This is a genomic window from Streptomyces sp. CNH189, assembly GCF_000527195.1.
Window position 1 is genome coordinate 86529 of sequence record NZ_AZUS01000005.1, and the last position, 26187, is coordinate 112715.

Here is a 26187-nt window from a genome sequence, read left to right on the forward strand (position 1 = left end):
GCGCCCTGCCCGCCTGGCGGACGGTTGACGGGATCTGTTAATTGAGTGGCCCCCGCGCGCCCCGTCTTCGTAAGTTGTGCTCGCTGCTCCAGCCGCTTACATCGCCAGCATCGCTCACACCGTTCACACGTCATCCCGGGCCGGCCCGGGCGCCTTGGGGGCCACACATGTCAGTCACCGGAGTCAGACGGGCCGTACGCGAGTCCGTCTCGGGGCTTCCCAGCGCGTTCTGGTGGTTGTGGACCAGCACCCTGGTCAACCGGCTCGGTGCCTTCGTCGCCACCTTCATGGCGCTCTACCTCACCCTCGACCGCGGCTACTCCGCCTCCTACGCCGGTCTCGTCGTCGCGCTCCACGGCCTGGGCGGCGTCATCTCGTCCCTCGTCGCGGGCGTCATGACCGACCGGCTCGGGCGCCGGCCCACCCTGCTCGTCGCCCAGACCGCGACCGCCCTGTCCGTCGCCCTGCTCGGCTTCGTGCACCACCCCGTCGCCATCGCGGGCGTCGCCTTCCTCGTCGGCATGGCGGCCAACGCCTCCCGGCCTGCGGTGCAGGCGATGATGGCGGACATCGTGCGGCCGGAGGACCGTATCCGGGCCTTCTCCCTCAACTACTGGGCCATCAACCTCGGCTTCGCGATCTCCTCCGCGGGAGCCGGGTTCATCGCCGAGGTCAGCTACCTCGCCGGGTTCCTGATCGAGGCGGGGATGACGCTGGTCTGCGCCGTGCTCGTCTTCATGAAGCTGCCGGAGTCCCGGCCGGAGAAGCAGCCCGCCGGCCCCGACGGGTCGGAGGATGCCGTCTCCCTGGGGACGGTGCTGCGCGACGGCCGGTACATGGGCGTCGTCGGGCTGTCCTTCCTCATCGCCCTCGTCTTCCAGCAGGGCTACCTGGGACTGCCGGTCGCCATGGGCGAGGCCGGGTTCACCCCCGCCGACTTCGGCATGGCCATCGCCGTCAACGGTGTGCTGATCGTCGTCCTGCAACTCCCCGTCACGCGGTTCATCGAGCACCGCGACCCGCGACGGCTGCTGATCGCGTCCTCGCTGCTGGCCGGGTACGGCTTCGGGCTCACCGCCTTCGCCGGGTCGGTCGGCGTCTTCGCCCTCACCGTCTGCGTGTGGACGCTGGCCGAGATCGTCAACGCCCCCACCCAGACCGGGCTCGTCGTACGGCTCTCCCCGGTGCACGGACGCGGGCGCTACCAGGGCATGTACACCATGTCCTGGGCGGTGGCCTCGCTCGTCGCCCCGCTGATGTCCGGGTTCGTCATCGACCGCTGGGGTGCCGCGTGGCTGTGGGGCACGTGCGCCGTCGTCGGGACGGTGGCCGGTCTCGGGTACGGGCTGCTGATGCGCGGGCTGCCGGACGAGACGGGCGCCGAGCGCGCCGAAGGCACTGAACGCACCGAACGCACCGAACGGGTGCGGCAGCCGGCTGGCACCGTGAAGCGGTCCACGGACGCGGCCACCCGTACGGTCCCGGAGAGCAGCGCCTCCTGACCCCCCTCTCCCCGAACGCCGAAGGCCCCGGCAGCCGTCACCGGCGCCGGGGCCCTCGTACGGACTGACTCAGCCGCACTGGCACGGGCTGCCCGACTGGCACCCGCAACCGCACCCCGAACCGCAGCCGCAGGCCGCGATCAGGGTGAGGTTCCTGACCTCGGCGGGTTGCTCGGTCTCGCGCTCCTGCGTGGGGTCGGGCGTCGTGCCGGGGGATTCGGCCATGGGTCCCTCCTCGGGGCTGGGGCCTGCGCACACCTCTCCCCATTGCACGCCCAGCCCGTCGGGCGCATCAACGGCGCATCGGGGGCGGCGGAAGCTCACCCGCGCCCCCGGCCGTCGGTCGCGCCCCCGGCCACCACCCGCGCCCCCACCGCCCGCGCCCCCCACCGCTCACGCCTCCGGGCCACCCCGCCCGCGGATCCACCCGCGGCGTGACCTCAGCCGGCCTCTCCCCTCGGCACCGGTGTGATCTCCGGCTGCAGGTCCGCCTGGATCTCGTCCGCGTGCTCGCCGGTGACCAGGTACACCACCCGCTTCGCCACGGACACCGCGTGGTCCGCGAACCGCTCGTAGTAGCGGCCGAGCAGGGTGACGTCGACCGCCGTCTCGATGCCGTGCTTCCAGCGGTCGTCCATCAGGTGCTGGAAGAGGGTGCGGTGCAGCAGGTCCATCGCGTCGTCGTCCTGCTCCAGCTGGAGCGCCAGGTCGACGTCCTTGGTGATGATCACCTCGGCCGCCTTCGCCATCAGACGCTGGGCGAGCTGGCCCATCTCCAGGATCGTGGCGTGCAGGTCCCGCGGCACCCCGCGCTCCGGGTAGCGCAGCCGGGCCAGCTTCGCCACGTGTTGGGCGAGGTCGCCCGAGCGCTCCAAGTCCGCCGACATCCGCAGCGAGGTGACCACGATCCGCAGGTCGGTCGCCACCGGCTGCTGCCGGGCCAGCAGGGCGATGGCCCGCGCCTCCAGGTCGTGCTGCAGCTCGTCGACCTTCTGGTCGGCCTCGATCACGCTCTCCGCCAGCTTCAGATCGGCGTCGAGGATGGCGGTCGTGGCGCGTCCGATCGCCGATCCGACCAGCCGGGCCATCTCCACCAGACCGTCGCCGATCGAATCCAGTTCCTCGTGGTACGCGTCCCGCATCGGAATTCCTCTCGTGCGTCTGTGTCCGGGCTGTCCGGGTCCGGGCTCCGAGGGCCTGGGGTCCCACCCACGCTCCCACGTTCCGTCCGCCACGCGTCCGGTTCCGTCACCTCGCGTGAACCGGCCCTGGCCTGTAGGTGAACTCTGGGCGACGAGTGTCCGAGGTCGCCCGCCGACCGCTGTGGGTACCGCTCGCGCCATGCCTAACCTGGACGCATGGACGTGAACGCGGCGGTCGCCGCAGCGGCAGCGATCGCCGGGCTGCTCACCGGTGTCATCGCCATGCTGGCGTTCCGCGTCAGCGAACGCGAACAGCGCCGCCCCACGCGCACCTCCCTGCACACGGACGCGGTCCTTCCGCCGGGGGTCGACACCGTGCTGTCCGTGCTGCGCTCGTCCGCCGTGGTCCTCGACGAGGCCGACGGCGTGGTGAAGGCCAGCTCCGCCGCGTACGCCCTCGGACTGGTTCGGGGCGGCAAGCTCGCCGTGGAGCCGATGCTGAAGATGGCCCGGGACACCCGGCGGGACGGCGAGATACGGCAGGTCGAACTGGACCTGCCGCGCCGGGGCACCGGGCGCGGCGAGGCCCTCGCGGTGTCCGCGCGGGTGGCGCCGCTCGGCTCCCGGCTGGTGCTGCTGCTGGTGGAGGACCTCACCGAGGCCCGCCGTATCGAGGCGGTCCGGCGGGACTTCGTCGCCAACGTCAGCCATGAGCTCAAGACCCCGGTCGGCGCGCTGTCGCTGCTGTCCGAGGCCGTGATGGACGCCTCCGACGACCCGGAGGCCGTGCAGCGGTTCGCCGGGCGCATGCAGATCGAGGCGACCCGGCTGACCAACCTGGTGCAGGAGCTCATCGACCTCTCCCGGGTGCAGAACGACGACCCGCTGGAGGACGCCGAACCGGTCCGGGTCGACGAACTGGTCGCCGAGGCCATCGACCGCTGCCGGCACGCGGCGGGCACCAAGGAGATCACCATGGCCGCCGCCGGCGCCGCCGACCTGCGAGTCTGGGGCAACCGGGGGAAGCTCGCCGCCGCGCTCGGCAACCTCGTCGAGAACGCGGTCAACTACTCACCCGCCCGCACCCGCGTGGGCATCGCGGTCCGTTCGGTCGCGCAGCCCGGCGGGGACCTGATCGAGATAGCCGTGACCGACCAGGGCATCGGCATCTCCGACAAGGACAAGGAGCGTGTCTTCGAGCGCTTCTACCGCGTCGACCCCGCCCGCTCCCGTGCCACCGGCGGCACGGGGCTGGGCCTCGCGATCGTGAAACACGTGGCCGCCTCGCACGGCGGGGAAGTCACGGTGTGGAGCGCCGAGGGCCAGGGCTCCACCTTCACCCTGCGGCTGCCCGAGGCGCGTGCGCCCCGCGGCCGGCGGCCGTCCGAGCGGGACGACACCGAGGCCCTCGACGGCGAGGCCGCGGGGACGTCCCACCCCTCCCCCCACGCGTCCGATCCATCCGCGTACGAAACGCTTCCCTCCCCGGAGGTCCTTCCGTGACCCGAGTGCTCGTCGTCGAGGACGAGGAGTCCTTCTCCGACGCCCTGTCGTACATGCTCCGCAAGGAGGGCTTCGAGGTCGCCGTGGCGACCACCGGGCCCGACGGACTCGACGAGTTCGACCGAAACGGTGCCGACCTCGTCCTCCTCGACCTGATGCTGCCCGGCCTGCCGGGCACCGAGGTGTGCCGCCAGCTGCGCGGCCGCTCCAACGTTCCCGTGATCATGGTGACCGCCAAGGACAGCGAGATCGACAAGGTGGTCGGCCTGGAGATAGGCGCCGACGACTACGTCACCAAGCCGTTCTCCTCGCGTGAGCTGGTGGCCCGCATCCGCGCGGTGCTGCGCCGCCGCGGCGAGCCCGAGGAGACCGCCCCGGCGGCCCTGGAGGCCGGCCCCGTGCGGATGGACGTCGACCGGCACGTGGTGACCGTCGGCGGCACCAAGGTCGACCTGCCGCTGAAGGAGTTCGACCTGCTGGAGATGCTGCTGCGCAACGCCGGGCGGGTGCTGACCCGGATGCAGCTCATCGACCGGGTGTGGGGCGCGGACTACGTGGGTGACACCAAGACCCTCGACGTCCACGTCAAGCGCCTGCGCGCCAAGATAGAGCCGGACCCGGGGGCGCCCCGCTACCTGGTGACCGTGCGGGGGCTGGGCTACAAGTTCGAGCCGTAGGCCGCCGCGGCGTCCGTGTGACACGTGGAAGGGCGGGACCCGACCGGGTCCCGCCCTTCCACGTGTCGTGCGCGCGTACGGCCGCTCAGTGGCCGGAGGTCTCCTGGCTCGCGGAGGCGGCGTCGGAGGGGGTGCCGGCCGGGGCACCGGACTCCGTGGACCCGTCGCCGGAGGTCTCGTCGCCGGCGGTGTCGCCCTCGGCCTCGCCGGTGGCGCCGTCGGCCGGCTCACCGGAGTCCTCCGCCGACGGGGAGGCGGAGGCCCCGGCGGCGGGGGCCTGGCTCGGACCCCAGCTCTCGAAGAAGTGCTCGGCCGGGAAGACGATCGCCTGCAGGCTGACCTCGCCGGTCTCGCTGAAGGTGAAGGTGATCTTCTGCGCGTTGCCGTCCCGGACGGCCTCGCGGCTGCTGGGCAGGACGGCGGAGGCGTTGCCCTCGCCGCCGAGGATCAGACGGCCGCCGGCCGGGACGACGAGGTCGCCGCCTTCGGCGGGGGTCAGCTCGGCGGTCTTGCCGGTGCCGGGGACGGTGACCGACTCGAGGGTCTGGTCCTTGGCGCCCGAGTTGAAGAGCGTGGCGGAGACGACGGCGGGACCGGTCGACTCCAGGTCGGGCTGGGTGATGACGGTGGCGTTCTGCACCTGGATGTCGCCGACCGTCGTCGCCGCGTTGTCCGGCTGGATCTGCAGCGTCTGGGCGTTGTTGCCGGCCGCGCACGCGGAGAGCGCGGTGATCGAGAACGCGATGGCGGCGGCGGCGAGGGCGCCGCGTCGAAGGCTGCTGCTCACGGCGGCGGCAACTCCTTGACTCGAGCGTGCGGTGGCGACCGGGTGAAGCCGCCCTAAGGGTCTGTCAGCGGCCTCAGGTTACCGAGCCGCCCGCAGGCGGCTGCACCCGGCCCTCCCCACGCCTACCCGGGTCGGGGCCGCACGGCGTGCCCGCGGGCACGATGTCACCCGATCACCCGGGTCAGGGTGGTCGATCACGCGTCGCGCCTCCGGCCGCCGCGCGGGTCGCGGTCGCCCCGCGCGGCGGTCGCTGTCGAGGCGCCGCCTCACCGGTCACGGAAGCCTCGGCTGACCCGGGGGTAAACACGTGCCACTTCCGTCCCGGACCGCCGCTTGATTCACGCGACCGCGCATTTCGGTGAAGGAATGGGGAGGACCCCGGTAATTGATCACCGGCCGCTGATCCTCACACCGTGTGATCAATTCCGGAATCGACCGGAAGGGGCTCGGCTCACCGAACGGAGTAGCGGAAGTCGCGCATCCGGAACCGGACATATGGGGAAGTTCGGCCGCTCGTGTGGGGCTCCGGATGGGTGTAACGTGCGCGTTTCACTTGCCCCGGAGAGCCGCTCCGACCTGCGAATACCCGCTTCCGCCAGCCGCCCGCAGCACGTTCCTGTTGCTGTTGTCAAGCCCCGAGAATGGCCCTGACCTGCGAAAACGCCATTCAGAAGACGCCGTATCCGTGTTACCCTGGATAGCCACGGAAGGGGTACCTGTCACATGACGTTCAAGGTTGGCGACACCGTGGTCTATCCCCATCATGGGGCCGCGCTGATCGAGGCAATCGAAACTCGCCAGATCAAAGGCGTGGACAAGACCTACTTGGTGCTGAAGGTCGCCCAGGGTGACCTGACGGTACGTGTGCCAGCGGACAATGCGGAGTTCGTCGGCGTGCGTGATGTGGTCGGTCAGGACGGGCTGGACCGGGTCTTCGAGGTGCTGCGCGCGCCGTACGCCGAGGAGCCCACGAACTGGTCCCGTCGTTACAAGGCAAATCTCGAGAAGCTCGCCTCGGGCGATGTCATCAAGGTCGCGGAAGTCGTACGTGACCTGTGGCGCCGTGAGCGGGAGCGCGGACTCTCCGCCGGTGAGAAGCGCATGCTCGCGAAGGCGCGTCAGATCCTGGTCAGCGAGCTGGCGCTCGCCGAGAACACCAACGAGGACAAGGCCGAGGCCCTCCTCGACGAGGTTCTCGCCTCCTGAGTCCTCCGAGTCGAGGCTCCGCCCGCCGCGTGCCGTCACGCCGGCCGTCGGAGCAGCACTCAGAGCACTCAGCACATCGAAATGCCGCGGTGCCCGATGACGTCCCTGGACGTTGCCGGGCGCTGCGGCATGTTCGTACCCGGACACCGTACGTAGGCTGCACGTGCGCCGTGATGGGGAATGTGTCATCACTCACGTCCCCACCCCGGCGTGCCGGGCCCGGGCGGTCGGACTCGACCAGAGTCACGGAAGGGGCTGGTCAAGGCGTCACGCCCGGCACTTTCCCCGCTCCAGGAGCGGGGCACGCCCAGGCCATACCCACGTAGGCCGAGCCCACAAACCTGACAGGAACCATGTCTGACGATCCGCTCCAGCCGCCCTCGCCGAACCCCGCATCCGGCCGTCCGACCGCCCGGACGGCGGCCGTCATCCCGGCCGCGGGCCGGGGTGTGCGGCTCGGACCCGGTGCCCCCAAGGCGCTGCGCGCCCTCGGCGGCACGCCCATGCTCGTCCACGCGGTGCGCGCGATGGCCGACTCCCGCGCCGTCTCCCTGGTCGTCGTGGTGGCGCCGCCCGGCGGTGCCGACGAGGTCAAGTCGCTGCTGGACGCGCACGCGCTGCCCGAGCGCACCGATGTTCTCGTCGTCCCCGGCGGCGAGAGCCGCCAGGAGTCGGTGAAGCTCGGTCTGGACGCGCTGCCCGAGGGCTACGACATCGTCCTGGTGCACGACGCGGCCCGCCCGCTGGTCCCGGTGGACACCGTCGACGCGGTCATCGAGGCCGTACGGGACGGCGCGCCCGCCGTGGTGCCGGCGCTGCCGCTCGCCGACACCGTCAAGCAGGTCGAGCCGGCCGTCGCCCCCGGTGACCCGGAGCCGGTGGTCGCCACCCCCGACCGGTCCCTGCTGCGGGCGGTGCAGACCCCGCAGGGCTTCGACCGGGCCGTCCTCGTGCGCGCCCACGAGACCGTGAAGCACGACGTCACCGACGACGCCGGCATGGTCGAGCGGCTCGGCCTGACCGTCGTCACCGTCCCGGGGCACGAGGAGGCCTTCAAGGTCACCCGCCCCCTCGACCTGGTCCTCGCCGAGGCGGTCCTGGCCCGCAGGAGGCTCAACGATGGCTTCTGAGCCGTACCCGCTGCCGCAGGTCGGCATCGGCACCGACATCCACGCCTTCGAGGACGGCCGCGAGCTGTGGTGCGCCGGACTGAAGTGGGAGGGGGAGGGGCCCGGGCTCGCCGGACACTCCGACGCGGACGTCGTCGCGCACGCCGCCTGCAACGCCCTGTTCTCCGCCGCCGGCCTCGGCGACCTGGGGCAGCACTTCGGCACGAGCCGCCCCGAGTGGTCCGGCGCCTCGGGCGTCACCCTGCTGACCGAGGCCGCGCGCATCGTCCGGGAGGCCGGCTTCCGCATCGGCAACATCGCCGTCCAGGTCGTCGGCCCCCGCCCGAAGATCGGCAAGCGGCGGGAGGAGGCCCGGAAGATCCTCTCCGAGGCGGCGGGCGCCCCGGTCTCCGTCTCCGGCGCCACCACGGACGGCCTGGGCTTCCCCGGCCGCGACGAGGGCCTGATGGCAGTGGCAACAGCGCTGGTGATCAGACAAGGGTGAGTGTCTTCGCTCCAGGGGCGCGGGTCTGTGTCGACATGCGGCTCCGCCGCGTGGGCGCGATCGGCCCCCACCGGCCCGCAGGTGACACAAGTCCCCGAAAAAAGTGGCGCGCACCGTGCATGCCTCCGGGCCTACTACCCTGGACCCGTGACTATTCGCCTGTACGACACCAGCGCCCGGCAGATTCGTGACTTCACCCCGCTCCGGCCGGGTTGCGTCTCGATCTACCTGTGTGGTGCCACCGTGCAGGCGGCACCCCACATCGGGCACATCCGCTCGGGGCTGAACTTCGACATCATGCGCCGCTGGTTCGCCTACCGCGGCCTGGACGTGACGTTCGTCAGGAACGTCACCGACATCGACGACAAGATCATCACCAAGTCCGCCGAGCAGGGCCGCCCCTGGTGGTCCATCGGCTACGAGAACGAGCGCGCCTTCAGCGACGGCTACCGCGCCCTCGGCTGCCTGCCGCCGACCTACGAGCCGCGCGCCACCGGCCACATCACCGAGATGGTCGAGATGATGCGCGGCCTGATCGAGCGCGGGCACGCCTACGAGGCCGACGGCAACGTGTACTTCGCCGTCACCTCGTTCCCGGACTACCTGAAGCTGTCCAACCAGGAGCTCGACAACCTGCTCCAGCCCTCGGCCGACGGCGAGACCGGCAAGCGGGACCCGCGCGACTTCGCCATGTGGAAGGCGGCCAAGCCCGGCGAGCCGAGCTGGGAGACGCCGTGGGGCCGTGGGCGCCCGGGCTGGCACCTGGAGTGCTCGGCCATGGCGCACAAGTACCTCGGCAGCGCCTTCGACATCCACGGCGGCGGCCTCGACCTGATCTTCCCGCACCACGAGAACGAGATCGCCCAGGCCCAGGCCTACGGTGACGAGTTCGCCCGGTACTGGGTGCACAACGCCTGGGTCACCATGAGCGGCGAGAAGATGTCGAAGTCGCTCGGCAACTCGGTGCTGGTCAGCGAGATGGTCAAGCGCTGGCGGCCCATCGTGCTGCGCTACTACCTGGGCACCCCGCACTACCGCTCGATGATCGAGTACAGCGAGGAGGCCCTGCGCGAGGCCGAGTCCGCGTTCGCGCGGATCGAGGGCTTCGTGCAGCGCGTGGTGGAGAAGGCCGGCGGCGTCGTCGAGCCCGCCGCCGAGGTGCCGCCCGCGTTCGCCGAGGCGATGGACGACGACCTGGGCGTCCCGCAGGCGCTGGCCGTCGTGCACACCGCCGTCCGGCAGGGCAACAGCGCGCTGGCCGCCGACGACAAGGAGGAGGCGGTCGCCCGGCTCGCCGAGGTCCGCGCCATGCTCGGCGTGCTCGGCCTCGACCCGCTGGACCCGCACTGGGCCGGCGACGGCGGCCGCGGGGACGACCTGCACGGCGTCGTCGACACCCTGGTCCGCATGGTTCTCGACCAGCGCGAGGCCGCCCGGGCCCGCAAGGACTGGCCCACCGCGGACGCCATCCGCGACCAGCTCAACCAGTCCGGGCTCGTCATCGAGGACGGCCCGCAGGGTCCGCGCTGGACCCTCGGTCCCCGCTGACGGCCCCACCGGGGTCCCGGCGCCCGCAAGATCGAGTGTGCCGTCCGGGCCCTCGGGCGGCACACTGCACAGGCACACCCACAGACACACACGCAGGCGCGCCCACAGACGGGACGCACCGCACACGACTTCACGGAGACGGATACCTCATGGCCGCGAACAACCGCCGCATGTCCGGCAAGAAGGGCGCGCAGGTCGGCAGTGGCGGCCAGCGACGCCGGGGCCTGGAAGGCAAGGGCCCGACCCCGCCCGCCGAGATGCGCAAGGGGCACGCCAAGCAGCGCGTCGCCCAGGCGAAGGCCCGGCGCGCCACGGGCCGCACCCAGCAGCGGCGCGGCGGCGGCCGTTCCACGTCCGAGCTGGTCGTCGGCCGCAACCCGGTCGTCGAGGCGCTGCGCGAGGGCGTGCCCGCCTCCACGCTGTACGTCCAGCAGTTCATCGACAACGACGAGCGGGTGCGCGAGGCGCTCCAGCTCGCGGCCGAGCGCGGCGGCATCAACCTCATGGAGGCGCCGCGCCCCGAGCTGGACCGCATGACCAACGGCCTGAACCACCAGGGCCTGGTGCTCCAGGTCCCGCCGTACGAGTACGCGCACCCCGAGGACCTCGTCGCGAACGCCCACGACGACGGCGAGGACCCGCTGATCGTCGCCCTCGACGGGGTCACCGACCCGCGCAACCTCGGCGCGGTCGTCCGCTCCGTCTCCGCCTTCGGCGGCCACGGCGTGCTCGTGCCGGAGCGGCGGGCGGCCGGCATGACCGCCGGTGCCTGGAAGACGTCGGCGGGGGCGGCCGCGCGCACGCCCGTCGCCCGCGCCACCAACCTCACCCGGGCGCTGGAGGCGTACAAGAAGGCCGGGATCACCGTCGTCGGTCTGGCCGCCGACGGGGAGGCCGAGCTGAGCGCCCTGGAGGTGCTGGACGGGCCGGTCGTCGTCGTGGTCGGCAGCGAGGGCAAGGGACTGTCCCGGCTGGTCGGCGAGACCTGTGACGTGCGGGTGCGGATCCCGATGCCGGGCGGCGCGGAGTCCCTCAACGCCGGTGTCGCGGCGGGCATCGTGCTGTACGAGGCGGCGCGCCGCCGGAGCTGAACACATGTGCGGCTTCGTCACCCACATGGAGGATTCCGGACGGTCCGGACCGGCTTGACGCGGTCCGGACACATCTGGCCGGTCAAGGCAGTGTCCTAACGCCTTGTCACTCGGTTAGATGAGTGTGGACACCAGAACACCCCGCACACCCACGGGGGACCGCTCGTCGGGAATCGACGACGCTCCCGCGCTGAGCATGGTGAAGGTGCCGAGCGATCCGGCGCAGGTCATCGTCAATCACGCCAGCTTCCGCGTGCAGCTGGGCGTCACGGCGCGGCACGCCCAATCACCGCGGATCGCACGGCATCTGAGTGCCGCCGAGGACACCGCCCGGGTCCCCGTCGTCACCACCGTGGGCGCGGGACCGGCCGCGCCGCGCCGCCGTCCCGTCGTGTGGAGCGGCAGGTCCGCCCCCGACGACACCGGCGCCCACCGGCTGCTCCAGGCCGTACGGCACGGAGGCCTCCGCCACGCCGACGAGCCGCTCACCGACTCCGGCGGCACCCGGGTCATCCCCCAGCCGGGCGTCCGACACGACGGGTACGGCACGTACGACGACGACACCCAGCCGCTGGAGAGCCCGTTCGTCGGCGCCCAGCGCCGCCACCCGGACGGGCCGCTGCTGCCGCCGATGCGCACGGTCGGCAGCGCCTACGACGAGGACGACGGGGCGGCCTTCGACGAGCCCGGCGCCGAGGAGCGGCACGAGGGCACCGGCCGGCGCGCGCGGCGCCACGGCGACGACCCGGCGCGGCACGCGTACTACCCCGGGCGTCGGATGAACCTGGGCGTCGTCCTGCTCCCGCTGCGCGTCTTCCTCGGCGGCATCTCCGTCTACGCCGGGATGAGCAAGCTCTGCGACCCGCTGTACTTCGAGGGCGGCCCGCGCGGGTCCATGGTGAAGTGGCTGCACAGCCTGCACCCGTGGGACGCCGCCGAGCCGCTGCGCCAGTTCGCGCTCGCGCACCCGGTCGGCACCGGGCTGGCCATCGCCTTCGCCCAGGTCGTCGTCGGTGTCCTGACCGTCCTCGGCTGCTGGCAGCGCCTGGCCGCCGGTGCCGGGGCGCTGCTGTCGGCGGCGCTGCTGGTCACCGTCAGCTGGAAGAGCGTCCCCGCCTACGAGACGCCCGACATCATCTTCCTCGCCGCCTGGTCGCCCCTGATCATCGCGGGCGCCCCCGTGTACTCCGTCGACGGCAGCCTCGCGGGCCGGGCCTGGCGGCGGCTCGGGCCCCGCGCGGACATCTGGGACCTGCGGCGCTACGTGCTGCGGCGCGGGGCGCTCGTCACGTTCGTGGTCTGCGGCTTCAGCATGCTGGTCGGCGCGCTGCTCGGCGGTGCCGTCCGGGACGCCGACCGGGTCGTCGTGCCGGGGCCCGGCGAGGCGCCGCGCAACGAGCTGCCCGGCTCGCCGCTGCCGCAGGAGTCCGGTGAGCGGAAGAAGGACGAGAAGGGCACGCCGTCCGCGTCGACCTCGCCCACGCAGGGCGCCACGTCCGACTCGGCGAGCCCGTCGGCCGGGACCAGCAGCACCCCCGGCGCCACCGAGGGCGCGGGCGCCACGACGGGGGCTCCCACCCAGACCCAGGGCAGCACCGGGCAGGCCCCGCCGCAGCAGTCCTCCCCGGAGGGCGACGCACCGTCCACCACCACCGGCCCGACCTCGGGCGGCGGTGACAGCTCCGGTGGCAGCGGTGGCGACGGCTCGGGCGGGGACGGCGACGGTTCCTCCGGCAGGCCGGGGCTGGTCGGCGGCCTGCTGGGGTAGGCGGACGCCCGGCAGCAGCACGAAGGGGCCCGTACGTCATGACGTACGGGCCCCTTGGCGTGTCAGGGGTGTCGGCTCACCGGGTCGCCGGCTCACCGGCTCACGGGCTTCGGTGGCTCAACGGCCGTGCGAGGCGAGCTCCTTGGCGGCCTCGGTGAGGTCCTTGGCGGTGTCGATGGCGCGCCAGTAGGAGCCCTGCGGGATGGTGAAGCCGGCGAGCCTGCGCTCGCGTGCGAGGTGCGGGAACGTGGTGCGCTCGTGGTCCCCGCGCTCGGGGAGCAGGCCGGCGAACTCGGGGGAGAAGACGTAGACGCCCGCGTTGATCTCGAACGTCGACGGCGGGGCCTCGATGAAGTCCGTGATCAGGCCGAAGCCGTCGGTGCGTACGGCGCCCCAGGGGAGGCGCGGGCGGGCCAGGGCGACGGTGGCGACGGCGTCCCGCTCGGTGTGGAAGTCGGCCATGTCGCGCAGCGAGAAGCGCGTCCAGATGTCGCCGTTGGTGGCGAACCAGGGGCGGTCCGGGTGCGGGAGGCGGGCGGCGGCGTACTTCAGGCCGCCGCCGCGGCCGAGGGGCTCCGTCTCGACGACGGTCGTGACGGAGACGGGCAGGTCGGTGCTCTCCAGCCACTTCTCCAGCACCTCGGCGAGGTGGCCGCAGGAGACGACGACGTCGGTGACGCCCTCCTCGGCGAGCCAGGTGAGCTGGTGGCCGATGATCGGGGTTCCCGTGCCGGGGATCTCGACCATCGGCTTGGGCCGGTCGTCGGTGTACGGACGGAGCCGGGAGCCCTGGCCGCCTGCCAGGACTACGGCTTGCGTGGGGCGGGACACGGCACGGGGATCGGTCATGCCCGCACTTTACGCGGCCGGGGGCCGCAGATCATGGGCGGTCCCGGAGCCCGCCGACGGCGGTGTCGCCGGGCCCGCACCCCGGGCGCCCCGGGCTTCCCCCCGCCGTGGGCGCGGATGGAGGGCTGGTCGCGGGTGGGGCGACCGGCGCCGTGACGTGACGGCCCGTTGTACGCCGGAGGCGGGGGCTGCCGTGCCGTGGGCCCGGGCGAGCGCCCCGCCCGCCGTGGGCCGGTCGTGGCCGGGCGGGTGCGGGCGTGAGGCAGCCGGTGGGCGGGGGCGTCCGGCGCCGGCGGGCGGCGCCCGTGGTGCTCGCGGAGCGGCGGCGGGTCAGTCGTTGGCTGCCACCACTCCCGCCGCGAAGGACGTGTCGCAGACCGGGCGGGAGTAGGACTGCGCCTTGGTGGGGCCGTAGACGCGGACCGCGGCCTTGCCCAGCGAACGCGCGATGGAGGCGCAGTGCTCGGCCAGGGACGGACGGTCGTTCACCGCCTGCTGGAGCTGGGTCAGGGCGGCGCCCGGGTTCTCCTTCTGGAGCTCCATCAGGAGCTGGTCCCGCAGCACGTCCTGGGGTGCGCGGGCGGCCGCCCGGGACGAGGCGCCGACGGCGGACGTGTCCGCGGCGGTGAGCACCGGACTGGTCGCGGGATTCCCCGACCAGTTGACCCGCGCGACCGCGAGGGTCCCGGACAGCACCAGGACGACGGGCAGGACGAGAGCGAGGGAGCGGCCGATCCGGCGGGCGGGGCCCCGGCCGCGTCGCGTCTGAGGGTTCATGGAGTGCGTCACGCGTGTGAGGGTAGCGTCCGGTAGCCGAGGTGAAACATTCCGTCACCGTTACGGGGGACGGGGAACGCGAAGTTCCGCACAACGTGTTGACGAACAGGGTCGAATTGCCGGAATTGCCGGGGTATTTGTCGATAACGCGAGGGGCCCCGCAGCACGCTGCGGGGCCCCTCGGCGTCAACCTGCTCAGTCGGACAGGCGCGCACCCGTCGAGGTGGAGAACACGTGGGTCTCGCCGGACCGCGGAACGACGTGCAGCGTGCTGCCCTTCTCCGGCACCTCACGGCCGCCGACGCGGACCACGAGGTCCTTCGACTCGCCACCGATCTGCGCGGTGCCGTAGACGAAGGCGTCGGAGCCCAGCTCCTCCACGACGTTCACGGTGACCGCGACGCCCTGGTCGGAGTCGGCGCCGGCGACGTCGAAGTGCTCGGGGCGGACGCCCACGGTGACGGTCTTGTCGCTGGTCGCGGAGAGCGCGTCGCGCTGCACCGGCACCACCGAGTTGCCGAACTTCACACCGCCGTCGGCGACCGGGACCTCGACCAGGTTCATGGCCGGGGAGCCGATGAAGCCGGCGACGAAGAGGTTCGCGGGCCTGTCGTACATGTTGCGCGGGGTGTCGACCTGCTGGAGCAGACCGTCCTTGAGCACCGCGACGCGGTCGCCCATGGTGAGGGCCTCGACCTGGTCGTGGGTGACGTAGACGGTGGTGATGCCCAGGCGGCGCTGGAGCGACGCGATCTGCGTACGGGTGGACACACGGAGCTTGGCGTCCAGGTTGGACAGCGGCTCGTCCATGAGGAACACCTGCGGCTCACGCACGATGGCGCGGCCCATCGCCACACGCTGGCGCTGACCACCGGAGAGCGCCTTCGGCTTGCGGTCCAGGTACTCGGTCAGGTCGAGGATCTTCGCGGCCTCCTCGACCTTCTGCCGGATCTCCGCCTTGTTGACGCCGGCGATCTTGAGCGCGAAGCCCATGTTGTCGGCGACCGTCATGTGCGGGTAGAGCGCGTAGTTCTGGAACACCATGGCGATGTCCCGGTCCTTCGGCGGCAGGTGCGTGACGTCGCGGTCGCCGATGCGGATGGCGCCGCCGTTGACGTCCTCGAGCCCCGCGAGCATGCGGAGCGAGGTGGACTTGCCGCAACCGGACGGGCCGACCAGGACGAGGAACTCGCCGTCCGCGATCTCGATGTCCAGGGCGTCGACGGCGGGCTTGGTGGAACCCGGGTAGATCCGGGTCGCCTTGTCGAACGTGACAGTGGCCATGTGAATGGTCCCCTTCTACCGGCAGGAACGTGCCGGACGATCCGAGTAGGAAGGTGATGCCACGACGGGTGTTCCGTTGTGGTGTGGTCCACACGAGTGAACTGGCTCAGGACGGTACCTGGCGTTCACCTGCTTGTCAGCAGATTCCGGGCTGTGAATTTCGCGATAACTTTCGATCCTGTTCGTATCGGTCGGCTTCGTATCGGTCGGCTTCGTACCGGTCGGCCAGGACCGCCACCGCCGCGGCGACCGCCCGCCGCAGTCCCGGCGGGCCCAGCACCTCCGCCTCCACGCCGAGCCGCAGGAGATCACCCGTGGCCACCGCCTCCGACTCCACCGGCAGCTCCACCTCGACCCAGCCGTCCGCGTCCGGCGGCCCCGCCTCCGCGAGCGCCCGCGCCCCCGCCGCCCCGAACTGCATCGGCAGCAGCTTCCGCCCGCGTGGGGAGAGCCGCAGCCGCGCCGTGTCCTGCCGCAGCGCCGCCTCCAGCCTCCTGGACGTCTCCGCCCAGTACCCGGCCAGGTCGAACCCGGCGGGCCGGGTGAACTCCTCGCCGGTATACGCCACCTCACGGAACCGCGACACCCGGTAGCTGCGCACCGCGTCGTCCGCGAGCGCGATCAGGTACCAGATGCCGCCCTTCAGTACGAGCCCCAGCGGGCGCACCTCGCGCCGCACCTCCCCGCGCCAGCGTTCGTAGCGGGTCCGCAGCACCCGCCGCTCCCACACCGCCCGCGCGACCACCTCCAGGTACGGCACCGGGTCGGCGTCCCGAAACCAGGCCGGCGCGTCCAGGTGGAACCGCTCGCGCACCCGCCGTGCCTGCTCCGCCAACTCGCCCGGCAGCGCCGCCTCCACCTTCAGCTGGGCGCTCGCCAGGACGGCCCCGAGTCCCAGCTCCCCGGCCGGTCCGGGCAGTCCCGCGAGCACCAGGGAACCGGCCTCCGCGTCGGTCAGCCCGGTGAGCCGTGTCCGGTAGCCCTCGACCAGACGGAAGCCGCCCTGCGGACCGCGCGCGGTGCGTACCGGCACCCCGGAGGCGCCGAGCGCCTCGACGTCCCGGTAGACGGTGCGCACCGACACCTCCAGCTCGGCGGCGAGTTCGGGCGCGGTCATCCGCCCGCGGTTCTGCAGCAGCAGGAGCAGGGTGAGGAGCCGGTCGGCGCGCATGCGGCCCATTGTCGGCCGTACCTGACAGGAGGTGTCAGGTACGGCCGGAAAGGTGGGAGGTGCAACGTCGACCGACCGCGGAAGGGAACACCCATGCCCGTCACCGAGACCACCGGCCACTTCACCTTCGCCGACTGGAAGGAGAGCCCGGTCTCCCCGGAGGACTCCTTCCCCCGGCTCGCGCACGCCACGGTGACCAACACCTTCACCGGCGGCATCGAGGCCGGGGCCACCGTCTGCGACTACGCGATCGCCTACGGGTCCGGCACCACCGGCACCTTCGCCGGGATGGAGCTCGTCACCGGCCGCCTCGACGGCCGGGCCGGCACCTTCGTGCTGGAGGAGCGGGGCCGCTTCGACAGCGACGGCACCGTGCACTGCACCTTCGAGGTGGTCGAGGGCTCCGGCACCGGGGAGCTGACGGGGCTTCGCGGCACGGGCGGCTTCACCTACCGGCACGGCGAGACGAAGGTGCCGTACACCTTCGCCCACGAGGTGACGCGCGCCTGAATCAAGTGCGTGGCTCGGCGAAACCGGCACTGTGTACAGTGGACCGCGCTTCGCGCGCGCCGCGCGTCGCCTCCTTAGCTCAGATGGTCAGAGCAGCTGTCTTGTAAACAGCAGGTCGTCGGTTCGAATCCGACAGGGGGCTCCAGCGACGCCCCGGGCCGGCCCCTCTCCGGCCCGGGCTTCTCGCCCCCGCCGTCACGCCGTACGGCCGCGCAGGCGGCGGGCGATCTCCAGGTCCGCTTCGTCCAGGGGGCGGCCTTCCTCGGTCTCCCAGAGACAGTTCTGCAGCACCCGCCCGTACGTCCACGCCCTTGCCCGCGCACGGTCCAGGCCCAGCACCTCGGTCATCGCGTCGAAACGCCACAGGACGTCACCGGGGTCGAAGTTGTTGGCCAGGGCGGGCCACAGGTCGAAGCCGGGGTCGCCGGCCAGCGGTTTGGGGTCGATGGCGAGCCAGGGCGCCCGGTCGGCGGCGAGGACGTTCTCGTCGTGCAGGTCCCAGTGCAGCAGGCGGTCGCCCGGTTCGTCCGCGACCTCGCGCACGGCGGCGGCGCAGTCGGCCACGAGGCGGCGGGCCTCGGGGTCCGGGACGCGCTCCAGCACGGCGGGCGTGCGCCGCAGCATGGACGCGGCGATGTCGCCGAGGCGGCGCATGCCCGGGGGAGCCGGGGTGGTGTGGAGGTGGGCCAGGAGGCGCGCGATCACCAGGACGCCCTCGTGCACGTCCGGCCGGTGGGCGAGCATCCGGGACGAGTCGAGGCGTTCCAGCAGCATGGTGCCGGTCGGCTCGTCGTGGTCGAGCAGGCGGACCGCCCCGTCGCCGTTCCACAGGCGCAGGGCGACCGGCTCGCCCTCGCTCTCGTGGTCGCGGATCTGGAGCTTCAGCACCGCCGGTGTGCCGTCGGCGCGGTCGACGGGGAGGACGAGGGCGCTCACGCCGTGCATGGGCGCCCCGGCCAGGCGCAGTTCCCAGCGGTCCAGGAAGCCGGCGGCGAGGTCCGGCAGGGCGGCGATGAACGCCCGGCCGGCCTCCTTGTTGAACTTGACCTGGGACTCGGCGAGTTCCGCGGGGATGTCGATCACACCTGGCACGGTAGTGCCGTACGGGGGCCCGGCGCGCCCGGTTTCCCGGGCGGCCCATGACCGCTACGGCTCCAGGACGACCTTGCCGGTCGTGCCCCGGTTCTCCAGGGCGCGGTGGGCGTCGGCGGCGCGGGCGAGCGGGAAGCGGTGCACGGCGGGCGTGAGCCGGCCCTCGGCCGCCTCGGCGAGGGCGCGGGACTCCAGCGTGCGCATCGGGTCCGGGCCGCCTGCGCGGCGCATCATCTCGGGGCCGAGGACGTTCACCGAGACGCCCTCCACGAGGTACGGGCTGTCGCTGCGGATGCCCTGTGACGACCAGCCGAAGACGAGGTGCCGCCCTGCCGGCGCCAGCATGCCGACCAGGGCGCGGGCGACGTCCCCGCCCACGCCGTCGTACACGAGGGTGAGCCCGCCCCGGTACTCCGCCAGCCGCTCGGGCCAGTCCGGTGCGGTGTAGTCGACGGCGGGGGAGGCGCCGGCCTTCTCGGCCAGGGCCGTCTTCTCCGGTCCCCCGGCGAGACCGATCACGGTCGCGCCCGCGTTCCGGGCGTACTGCACGAGGAGGGTGCCGAGGCCTCCCGCGGCGGCCGGTACGGCGACCACGTCACCGGGGCCCGGCTCGGCGAACCGCAGAATCCCCATCGCCGTGCGCCCCGTGCCGATCATGGCGACGGCCTCGGCGAAGTCCAGGTGCTCCGGGACCTCGTGCAGCCGCCCGGCGTCGGCGACCGCCAGCTCGGCGTAGCCCCCGGGGGCGAAACCGAGGTGGGTGACGACCCGCCTGCCGAGCCAGTCGGCGGGGGCGTCCGGGCCGAGCGCCTCGACCACTCCGGCGATCTCACGGCCGGGGATCGTCGGCAGCTCGGCCGGCGCGGGGCCGGGACCCCGCATGCCCTCGCGCAGGACCGTGTCGAGCAGGTGCACCCCGGCCGCCCGGACGCTGACGCGGACCTGGCCCGGGCCCGGCACCGGGTCCTCGACCCGCTCGTACGTGAGGTTCTCGGCGGGGCCGAAAGTGTGCAGTCGTACGGCGTGCATGGTGATCCCCCAGGGGACGGTCGCGGGGCGCCCGGTGCGCCGCCGTGGCCTCCACGGTGTGACCTCAAGCCCGCTTGAGGTCAAGCGTCGTCCGGCCGAGGGCGAGGGAGACGGCCGTCAGGGCGCTCGAGAAGGACACCTCGGAGAGCACGCCCGGCGCGGCGACCCGGTCACCGGCGAGGAAGACTCCGTTCCCGCGGTCGACGGCGGGCCGGTCGCGCCAGGTGGTGCCCGGCGGGTCGACGGCTCCGGTACGGCCGTCCGCCAGCGCCTCGCGCCGCCAGGTGACCCGCTCCCGCCAGCCCGGGAACGCCAGGTCCAGCAGCTCCTCAGCGCGGGCGGTGCCGTCGGCCTTCGACGCGCCCGGGGCGACGGGGATCTGCCCCTGGATCAGTTGTTCGCCGGCCGGGGCGAGGGTGCGGTCCTGTGCGGTGAACCGCTCCAGCCAGCCGGGCGCGTCGAGGTCGGACACGGCGAACGCGTCGCCGCGCCGGGTGCGCAGCGCCAGGTCGACGAGGACGGTACGGCCGCTCGGCCAGGTCAGCGAGGGGTCGCCGAGGAGGCGGCGGGCTGCCTCCAGGGAGGTGGCGACGACCACCGGGGCGCCGGTGGGCAGGGTGTCGACGCGGGACAGCGTCTCGATCCGCACCCCCAGGTTCCACGCGCGGGCGGCCATCCGGTCGATCAGCGCGCCCCAGCCGCCGCGTGGGTAGTGCGCCTCCGGCGGCAGCTTGGTGGCCCGGCGCAGCCGCTCGTGCACGAACGCGGCGGACAGGGAGCCCGGGTCGTGGTGGAACAGCGCGACCGCCGAGTAGTGCGCGGCGGCCCGCGCGCCCTCCTCACCGGCCATCCCGGTGGCCCAGGTGAGGAAGTCGGCGTCGACGGGCGCCCGCAGGCCCGGCCGCAACAGCCTCAGCATCGCGAGCGGCGGGGTGCGGCGCAGGGCGCCCCGGTGGCGCAGCCGCAGCCGGGCCGCCTCCCGGGGCGGCAGCGGGGCGAGCGGGCCGAGGAGGCCGCGCCGGCGCAGCCAGGTCCAGTGCGGTCCGCCGTTGTAGAGGGCGTGCGGGCCCTCGTTGGTGCGGTAGGGGCCGTCGGCGGTGCGGGCGCGGCCGCCCAGGGTGTCGTGGGCCTCGTACAGGGTGACCTTGGCGCCCGCCTCGGCGGCGGAGACGGCCGCGGTGAGACCGGCGAAGCCGCCGCCGACGACGGTGATGTGGTGCATGGCTGGGTTCTCCCTCGGTCGGGCTCGGGCGGGTGCCGGGGCGGGCCTGCTCCGGCATGCGTATCCAGGACGCCGGACGGCCGCCGGATGTGACACACGGGCCGTTCTCGCAGGTCGGGCCGGTTGTCAGTGGCGGGGTGCAGCATGGGCGGCATGGTGCGTGGAGCGGCGGGCGAGGCGAAGGTGCGGGCGGCGCGGCGGCCGGAGCTGAGGCTGCCCGCGCTGGAGCGCTACGACGGGGGCGGGCTGGAGCCGGACGGCGACTACGACGGGCTGGAGTTCGACGGCGCGGACCTCGCCGGCCAGGACGGGGGAGGGGCCCGCTTCATGGACTGCGCGCTGCGGGGATGCGCGCTGGACGAGGCGCGGCTGTCCCGGGCGCGGGTGCTGGACTCGGTGCTCAGCGGGGTCCGAGGGGTGGGCACCGACCTCTCCCGGGCGACCCTGCGGGACGTCGAGCTGACCGACGCGCGGCTCGGCGGCACCCAGCTGCACGGGGCGGCGCTGGAGCGGGTCGTGGTCCGGGGCGGGAAGATCGACTTCCTGAATCTGCGCGCGGCCGTGCTCAAGGACGTGGTCTTCGAGGGCTGCGTGCTGGTGGAGCCGGACTTCGGCGGGGCCCGGCTGGAGCGCGTGGAGTTCGTCGACTGCACGCTGAAGGGCGTGGACCTCTCCGGTGCCGTGCTGAAGGACGTCGACCTCAGACGCGCGTCCTCGCTGGAGATCGCGCGCGGGGTGGACCGGCTGTCCGGGGCGGTGATCAGCACAGGCCAGCTGCTGGACCTGGCCCCCTTCCTGGCGGCGGAACTGGGGATCGCCGTGGAGGGATGAGGGAGGCAACCGGGGGCCCCGGGGCACCGGGGGTCGGGGCCGTCAGGGGAGCCGGGGGTAGCGGGACTGGAGGGTCCAGACGGCGGGGTTCTCGCCGAGGTCGTCGTGCAGGTCGGTCAGGTCGGCCAGCAGGTCGTGCAGGAAGTCGCGGGCCTCGCGGCGCAGTTCGGCGTGGGAGAAGGTCAGCGGGGGCTCGGACGCCGGCAGCCATTCCGCCTCGATGTCCACCCAACCGAAGCGGCGTTCGAACAGCAGCCGGTCGGTGGACTCGGTGAAGTCCAGCTCGGCGTGCTGCGGCCGCGAGGCGCGCGAGCCCGCCGGGTCCCGGTCGACGCGCTCCACGATGTCGCACAGCGCCCACGCGAAGTCGAGCACCGGCACCCATCCCCAGGCTGTGGACAGCTCTCGGTCCGACTCGGTGTCGGCGAGGTAGACGTCGCCGCAGAACAGGTCGTGCCGCAGGGCGTGGACGTCCACGCGGCGGTAGTCGGTCTGCGGAGGGTCGGGGAAGCGGTTGGAGAGGGCGTAACCGATGTCGAGCACGTGGGTGATGGTGTCACGGTCCGGCGCCCCGCCCGCCATAGGATCCCGACGTGCGCACCGCCCGCCCCCGCCGCAGCGTCGCCGCCGCCCTGCTCGCGGTGGCACTGACCGCGTGCGGGAGCGGCTCCGAGCCCGAGGGGGCCGGTCGGTCCGGTGCCGGCGACCCGTACTTCCCCGAGGCGGGCAACGGCGGCTACGACGTCACCCACTACGACCTCGACCTCGCCTACGCCCCCGGTGACCGCCGCCTCACCGGCACCGCCGCGATCGACGCCCGGGCCACCGAGGACCTCACCGCGCTCAACCTCGACCTCCAGGGCCTCGACGTCGACGCCGTCAGCGTCGACGACACCGCCGCCCGCTGGAGCCGCGACGGCCAGGAGCTGACTGTCCGGCCGCGCGACGCACTCGACCGGGACGCCCGCTTCCGGGTCGTCGTCCACTACTCCGGCACCCCTGAGACCGTCACCGACCCCGACGGCTCCCAGGAGGGCTGGCTGCCCACCGCCGACGGGGCGCTGGCGCTGGGCCAGCCGGTGGGCTCGACGGCCTGGTTCCCGGGCAACCACCACCCCTCCGACAAGGCCACGTACGCCCTGGCCGTCACGGTCCCGGAAGGGCTGCGGGCGGTGTCCAACGGGGAGCCGGCCGGTGAGGAGACGAAGGACGGCCGCACGACGTACCGCTGGCGCACCGCCGAACCGATGGCGAGCTACCTGGCGACCGTGGCGATCGGCCGGTACGACGTCCACCGAGGGGAGACGCCCGGCGGGCTGCCGGTGTTCACGGCCGTCGACCCGCAGCAGGCGGCGGCCGGCCGCGCGACGGTGGGCCTGCTCCCGGAGGTCGTGGAGTGGGGGCAGCGGCGGTTCGGGCCGTACCCGTTCTCCTCCACGGGCGCCATCGTCGAACGCCCGGGGGACGCCGGGTACGCGCTGGAGACGCAGAACCGCCCCGTCTTCCCCGGCGCCCCCGACACGGCCCTGCTGGTCCACGAGATCGCCCACCAGTGGTACGGCGACTCCGTCACCCCGGCGACCTGGCGGGACATGTGGCTCAACGAGGGGTTCGCGACGTACGCGCAGTGGCTGTGGGAGGAGGACCACGGCGGCGACAGCGCGCAGCGCACCTTCGACCGCCTGTACGCCGGCTCGTACTTCCCGGACGCGGGGACCAACGCGGCGCTGTGGTCCTTCCCGCCCGCCGACCCGCCGGACGCGGCGCACATCTCCGCCACCCCCGTCTACTGGCGGGGCGCGATGGTCCTGCACATGGTCCGCAGGACCGCCGGTGACGACGCCTTCGGCCGGCTGCTGCGCGGCTGGGCGGCGGAACACCGGCACGGCAACGCGGACACCGGCGACTTCACGGCGTACGTCGAGGAGTCGGTGCCGGACAAGGACTTCTCCCGGGTCTGGGAGGAGTGGCTGCACGGGAGCGGGCGGCCGGCGGACGCGTCCTAGGCGGGGCCCGGCGCGGGGCCGGAGGCGGGGTCCGGTGCCGTGGCGGGGGCGGTGAGCGGTTTGCGCAGGACCGTGCACGGGCGGCCGAGGCGGTGGTCCCGGCGGTGGTCGACCGCCGTGTAGCCGAGGGCGGTCCAGAAGGCGAGGCCCGTGGTGTTGTCGTCCAGCACGGCGAGGCGTACGGCGGTACGGCCGGCCGCGCGCAGGCGGTCCTCGACGAGTTCCGCGAGGCGGCGGCCGTGGCCCCGGCCCCGCAGGCTCGCGTCCACCATCAGCAGACCGATCCACGGATCGGGGTCGGCGGGGTCGGGGTGGACCGCGAGGGTGACGGCGATCCCTACGAGGAGCCCCTCGCCGCGGGCGAGCAGGACTTCCGTGTGCGGGTCGGCCAGCTCCCGCGCGAGCTCGGCCGCCACCTGCTCGGGCCGGATGTCGTACGGGTCGGGGAAGTCGCCGCTGAGGGCGTGGAACGCGTGGTGGGAGGCGTACAGGGCGGTGATCTCGGTCAGCACGGGGCCGGGGAGGTCACCGTCCGGGGACGGGCGCAGGGGGTCGAGGAACACGGGGGCAACGTAGCGCGCGGCGGGGCGGGTACGACGGAGCCCCCGCCCGGCCGGTCGCGGGGCGGGGGCTTTCGTCAGGTCGGTCGCGGGGCGACCGTCAGACGTTCACGCCGAAGTCCTGGGCGATGCCCACGAGGCCCGAGGCGTAGCCCTGGCCGACGGCGCGGAACTTCCACTCCGCGCCGTTGCGGTAGAGCTCGCCGAAGACCATGGCGGTCTCGGTGGCGGCGTCCTCCGACAGGTCGTAGCGCGCGATCTCGGCGCCGCCGGCCTGGTTGATGATACGGATGTACGCGTTGCGCACCTGGCCGAAGTTCTGGCTGCGGTTCTCGGCGTCGTAGATCGAGACCGGGAAGACGATCTTGTCCACGTCGGCCGGGAGGGCCGCCAGGTTGACGTTGATCGCCTCGTCGTCGCCCTCACCCTCACCGGTGCGGTTGTCACCGGTGTGGACGATGGTGTTGTCCGGGGTCTGCTTGTTGTTGAAGAAGACGAAGTGGGCGTCGGAGTAGACCTTGCCCTGCGTGTTGACCGCGATCGCCGATGCGTCGAGGTCGAAGTCCGTTCCCGTGGTGGTGCGGACGTCCCAGCCGAGGCCCACGGTGACGGCGGTCAGGCCCGGAGCCTCCTTGGTGAGCGAGACGTTGCCACCCTTGGACAGGCTTACAGCCATTGTTGGGAGTCCCTTCCCTCGTTTACGTACGGCTATGAAGCTACAGCTACCACCTTGAACGCCGGAGGGGGTGTGCGAGGTTCCGGGTCTCTTTACTTTCTTTACCCGACTGCGGATATTCGGGTGACGTGGCCGGTGCCGGCGCGGGAACCTGTATGTCATGTCCGGTCCCTATGTCGTACGCGGCTCCGTCTCCCTTCCCGAGGCCGAGCTCATGTGGCGTTTCTCCAGGTCGTCCGGGCCCGGCGGGCAGCACGTCAACACCAGCGACACGCAGGTCGAACTGCGGTTCGACCTTGCCGGGACCGAGGCGCTGCCCGAGGTGTGGAAGCAGCGGGCGCTGGAGCGGCTGGCGGGGCGGCTGCACGACGGGGTGATCACCGTACGGGCGTCGGAGCACCGGTCGCAGTGGCGGAACCGGGAGGCGGCGGCGGTGCGGCTGGCCGCGCTGCTGGCGGAGGCGACGGCGCCGCCGCCTCGGCCGCGGAGGGCCACGCGGGTGCCGCGGGGGATCAACGAGCGGCGGCTCAGGGAGAAGAAGCGGCGGTCGGAGACCAAGCGGGGGCGCTCCGCGCGGGACTGGTGAGAGGGGGGTGGGCTGTGCCGTTGGTTTTCACCTGCGGGCCGGCGGGGGCTTGGCGCGCAGTTCCCCGCGCCCCTTGGGGTGGTTCGGGTCGCGGGGTCACCTGCGAGTGAGTGGGGGCTTGGCGCGCAGTTCCTCGCGCCCCTTGGGGTGTTCGGGTCGCTGCGGGCCGGTGGGGGTTGGTTGCGCAGTTCCCCGCGCTCCTTGGGCGCTCCGGTGGGGGTTGGGCGCGTAGTTCCCCGCGCCCCTTGGGCGCTCCGGTGGGCGGTCTTTACAAGGGGAGGACGCCTACGTGTTCGTCGTCGACCTTCTCGTCCGTCTTCTCGAAGCCCAGGGCGAGGTAGAAGTTCTCCGGGCCGTGCTCGCCGGGGTGCCAGGTGACGTGGAGGGCCTTCGTGCCGCGGCGGCGTAGTTCTTCCGCCACCGCGTCCACCGCGAAGCGGCCGTAGCCCTTGCCCTGTTCGTCCGCCGCGATGTTCAGGCGCCACAGGCCGGAGCGGATGTCGGTGCCGTCGTCGCGCCAGTCGATGTCGAGGAACGCCATCACGAAGCCGACCACGCGGTCGCCGTCGACGATCAGGCGGGGCCACGCGGCCCGGGGGCGGACGTACGCCTCCGCGAGGGAGTCGGCCACCGGGTGGACCGCGAACTCCTGCTCCGGGCGGACCCGCAGGGCGAGGGCGGCCTCGAGATTGGCCGGCGTGAGCTCTTCGAGGCGCGGGGCCCTGGTGGTCGTCATGCGGGGAGGGTAGGCGGCGG

27 protein-coding genes and 1 tRNA gene are annotated in these 26187 nt (G+C 73.0%); 14 read left to right on the top strand and 14 right to left on the bottom strand.

Annotation, left to right across the window (positions count from 1 at the left end; all coding sequences use genetic code 11):
* Positions 1-167: 167 nt before the first annotated feature.
* Positions 168-1502: an MFS transporter gene (locus B100_RS0109005; protein WP_024884114.1), complete on the top strand. Its 1335-nt coding sequence runs from the start codon at positions 168-170 to the stop codon at positions 1500-1502.
* 69 nt (positions 1503-1571) lie between these two features.
* On the opposite strand, the gene B100_RS37220 is transcribed toward B100_RS0109005, so the two are convergent.
* Positions 1572-1727, bottom strand: coding sequence for a hypothetical protein (locus B100_RS37220; protein ID WP_006133908.1), 156 nt, complete (start codon positions 1725-1727; stop codon positions 1572-1574).
* Between the two features lie 215 nt (positions 1728-1942).
* Positions 1943-2644 carry a phosphate signaling complex protein PhoU gene (gene phoU / locus B100_RS0109015; protein ID WP_024884115.1) on the bottom strand — a complete coding sequence of 234 codons (702 nt, stop codon included), beginning with the start codon at positions 2642-2644 and terminating at the stop codon, positions 1943-1945.
* Positions 2645-2860: 216 nt separating this feature from the next.
* Between phoU and phoR the strand changes: the two genes are divergently transcribed.
* Positions 2861-4147 carry a two-component system sensor histidine kinase PhoR gene (gene phoR / locus B100_RS0109020; protein ID WP_024884116.1) on the top strand — a complete coding sequence of 429 codons (1287 nt, stop codon included), beginning with the start codon at positions 2861-2863 and terminating at the stop codon, positions 4145-4147.
* Positions 4148-4152: 5 nt separating this feature from the next.
* Entirely contained in the window at positions 4153-4824 is a 672-nt protein-coding gene (gene phoP / locus B100_RS0109025) for a two-component system response regulator PhoP (protein WP_467449331.1), read from the top strand.
* An 85-nt stretch (positions 4825-4909) separates the two neighbouring features.
* Here the strand turns inward: phoP and B100_RS0109030 are convergent, their stop codons facing one another.
* Positions 4910-5611 (bottom strand): copper chaperone PCu(A)C domain-containing protein, encoded by a 702-nt coding sequence (locus B100_RS0109030; protein ID WP_024884118.1) that lies wholly within the window; start codon positions 5609-5611, stop codon positions 4910-4912.
* A 723-nt stretch (positions 5612-6334) separates the two neighbouring features.
* Between B100_RS0109030 and B100_RS0109035 the strand changes: the two genes are divergently transcribed.
* The 6 genes from B100_RS0109035 (at position 6335) to B100_RS0109060 (ending at position 12838) form a co-directional block, all read left to right on the top strand.
* A complete protein-coding gene (locus tag B100_RS0109035; protein WP_003953493.1) occupies positions 6335-6817 on the top strand; it encodes a CarD family transcriptional regulator in 483 nt (160 codons plus the stop codon).
* 353 nt (positions 6818-7170) lie between these two features.
* Positions 7171-7947 (top strand): 2-C-methyl-D-erythritol 4-phosphate cytidylyltransferase, encoded by a 777-nt coding sequence (gene ispD / locus B100_RS0109040; protein ID WP_024884119.1) that lies wholly within the window; start codon positions 7171-7173, stop codon positions 7945-7947.
* Positions 7937-8431, top strand: a complete 495-nt coding sequence (gene ispF, locus B100_RS0109045; RefSeq protein WP_024884120.1) for a 2-C-methyl-D-erythritol 2,4-cyclodiphosphate synthase — start codon at positions 7937-7939, stop codon at positions 8429-8431. Before ispD ends, ispF begins: the two co-directional genes overlap by 11 nt.
* Positions 8432-8578: 147 nt before the next feature.
* On the top strand, positions 8579-9979 hold the full coding sequence (gene cysS / locus B100_RS0109050) for a cysteine--tRNA ligase (RefSeq protein WP_024884121.1): 1401 nt from the start codon (positions 8579-8581) through the stop codon (positions 9977-9979).
* 149 nt (positions 9980-10128) lie between these two features.
* Entirely contained in the window at positions 10129-11070 is a 942-nt protein-coding gene (rlmB, locus tag B100_RS0109055) for a 23S rRNA (guanosine(2251)-2'-O)-methyltransferase RlmB (protein ID WP_024884122.1), read from the top strand.
* A 118-nt stretch (positions 11071-11188) separates the two neighbouring features.
* The gene (locus B100_RS0109060) at positions 11189-12838 is read left to right on the top strand and encodes a DoxX family membrane protein (protein WP_078540770.1); all 1650 of its coding nucleotides are present in this window, start codon (positions 11189-11191) and stop codon (positions 12836-12838) included.
* A gap of 117 nt (positions 12839-12955) precedes the next feature.
* On the opposite strand, the gene B100_RS0109065 is transcribed toward B100_RS0109060, so the two are convergent.
* The 4 genes from B100_RS0109065 to B100_RS0109080 all read right to left on the bottom strand — a co-directional run bounded on the left by B100_RS0109065 (position 12956) and on the right by B100_RS0109080 (position 16919).
* Positions 12956-13687 carry a nucleotidyltransferase family protein gene (locus B100_RS0109065; RefSeq protein WP_024884124.1) on the bottom strand — a complete coding sequence of 244 codons (732 nt, stop codon included), beginning with the start codon at positions 13685-13687 and terminating at the stop codon, positions 12956-12958.
* A 330-nt stretch (positions 13688-14017) separates the two neighbouring features.
* Positions 14018-14476: a hypothetical protein gene (locus B100_RS0109070; protein WP_024884125.1), complete on the bottom strand. Its 459-nt coding sequence runs from the start codon at positions 14474-14476 to the stop codon at positions 14018-14020.
* Positions 14477-14659: 183 nt separating this feature from the next.
* Entirely contained in the window at positions 14660-15748 is a 1089-nt protein-coding gene (locus tag B100_RS0109075) for a sn-glycerol-3-phosphate ABC transporter ATP-binding protein UgpC (RefSeq protein WP_024884126.1), read from the bottom strand.
* 136 nt (positions 15749-15884) lie between these two features.
* Complete coding sequence (locus tag B100_RS0109080; protein ID WP_024884127.1) at positions 15885-16919, bottom strand: WYL domain-containing protein; 1035 nt, start codon at positions 16917-16919, stop codon at positions 15885-15887.
* Between the two features lie 93 nt (positions 16920-17012).
* On the opposite strand from B100_RS0109080, the gene B100_RS0109085 reads away from it, so the two are divergent.
* The gene (locus B100_RS0109085; RefSeq protein ID WP_024884128.1) at positions 17013-17429 is read left to right on the top strand and encodes a DUF3224 domain-containing protein; all 417 of its coding nucleotides are present in this window, start codon (positions 17013-17015) and stop codon (positions 17427-17429) included.
* Between the two features lie 68 nt (positions 17430-17497).
* Positions 17498-17574, top strand: a tRNA-Thr gene (locus B100_RS0109090).
* A gap of 50 nt (positions 17575-17624) precedes the next feature.
* Here B100_RS0109090 and B100_RS0109095 read toward each other — a convergent pair.
* The 3 genes from B100_RS0109095 to B100_RS0109105 form a co-directional block, all read right to left on the bottom strand.
* Complete coding sequence (locus B100_RS0109095) at positions 17625-18521, bottom strand: aminoglycoside phosphotransferase family protein (RefSeq protein ID WP_486585610.1); 897 nt, start codon at positions 18519-18521, stop codon at positions 17625-17627.
* A 54-nt stretch (positions 18522-18575) separates the two neighbouring features.
* Positions 18576-19550, bottom strand: coding sequence for a zinc-binding dehydrogenase (locus B100_RS0109100; RefSeq protein ID WP_024884130.1), 975 nt, complete (start codon positions 19548-19550; stop codon positions 18576-18578).
* 64 nt (positions 19551-19614) lie between these two features.
* Positions 19615-20772: an FAD-dependent oxidoreductase gene (locus B100_RS0109105; protein ID WP_024884131.1), complete on the bottom strand. Its 1158-nt coding sequence runs from the start codon at positions 20770-20772 to the stop codon at positions 19615-19617.
* 153 nt (positions 20773-20925) lie between these two features.
* On the opposite strand from B100_RS0109105, the gene B100_RS0109110 reads away from it, so the two are divergent.
* The gene (locus B100_RS0109110) at positions 20926-21603 is read left to right on the top strand and encodes a pentapeptide repeat-containing protein (RefSeq protein ID WP_037722554.1); all 678 of its coding nucleotides are present in this window, start codon (positions 20926-20928) and stop codon (positions 21601-21603) included.
* Positions 21604-21645: 42 nt separating this feature from the next.
* Here the strand turns inward: B100_RS0109110 and B100_RS0109115 are convergent, their stop codons facing one another.
* Positions 21646-22146 (bottom strand): hypothetical protein, encoded by a 501-nt coding sequence (locus B100_RS0109115; RefSeq protein ID WP_024884133.1) that lies wholly within the window; start codon positions 22144-22146, stop codon positions 21646-21648.
* 50 nt (positions 22147-22196) lie between these two features.
* Between B100_RS0109115 and B100_RS0109120 the strand changes: the two genes are divergently transcribed.
* Positions 22197-23609: a M1 family metallopeptidase gene (locus B100_RS0109120; protein WP_024884134.1), complete on the top strand. Its 1413-nt coding sequence runs from the start codon at positions 22197-22199 to the stop codon at positions 23607-23609.
* On the opposite strand, the gene B100_RS0109125 is transcribed toward B100_RS0109120, so the two are convergent.
* Positions 23606-24172: a GNAT family N-acetyltransferase gene (locus tag B100_RS0109125; RefSeq protein WP_024884135.1), complete on the bottom strand. Its 567-nt coding sequence runs from the start codon at positions 24170-24172 to the stop codon at positions 23606-23608. The genes B100_RS0109120 and B100_RS0109125 overlap by 4 nt on opposite strands.
* Before the next feature lie 97 nt (positions 24173-24269).
* On the bottom strand, positions 24270-24845 hold the full coding sequence (locus B100_RS0109130) for a TerD family protein (protein WP_024884136.1): 576 nt from the start codon (positions 24843-24845) through the stop codon (positions 24270-24272).
* Between the two features lie 160 nt (positions 24846-25005).
* Between B100_RS0109130 and arfB the strand changes: the two genes are divergently transcribed.
* On the top strand, positions 25006-25431 hold the full coding sequence (gene arfB, locus B100_RS0109135) for an alternative ribosome rescue aminoacyl-tRNA hydrolase ArfB (protein ID WP_024884137.1): 426 nt from the start codon (positions 25006-25008) through the stop codon (positions 25429-25431).
* A gap of 268 nt (positions 25432-25699) precedes the next feature.
* Here arfB and B100_RS0109140 read toward each other — a convergent pair whose 3' ends face one another.
* Positions 25700-26167, bottom strand: a complete 468-nt coding sequence (locus B100_RS0109140; RefSeq protein WP_024884138.1) for a GNAT family N-acetyltransferase — start codon at positions 26165-26167, stop codon at positions 25700-25702.
* Between the last annotated feature and the right edge of the window lie 20 nt (positions 26168-26187).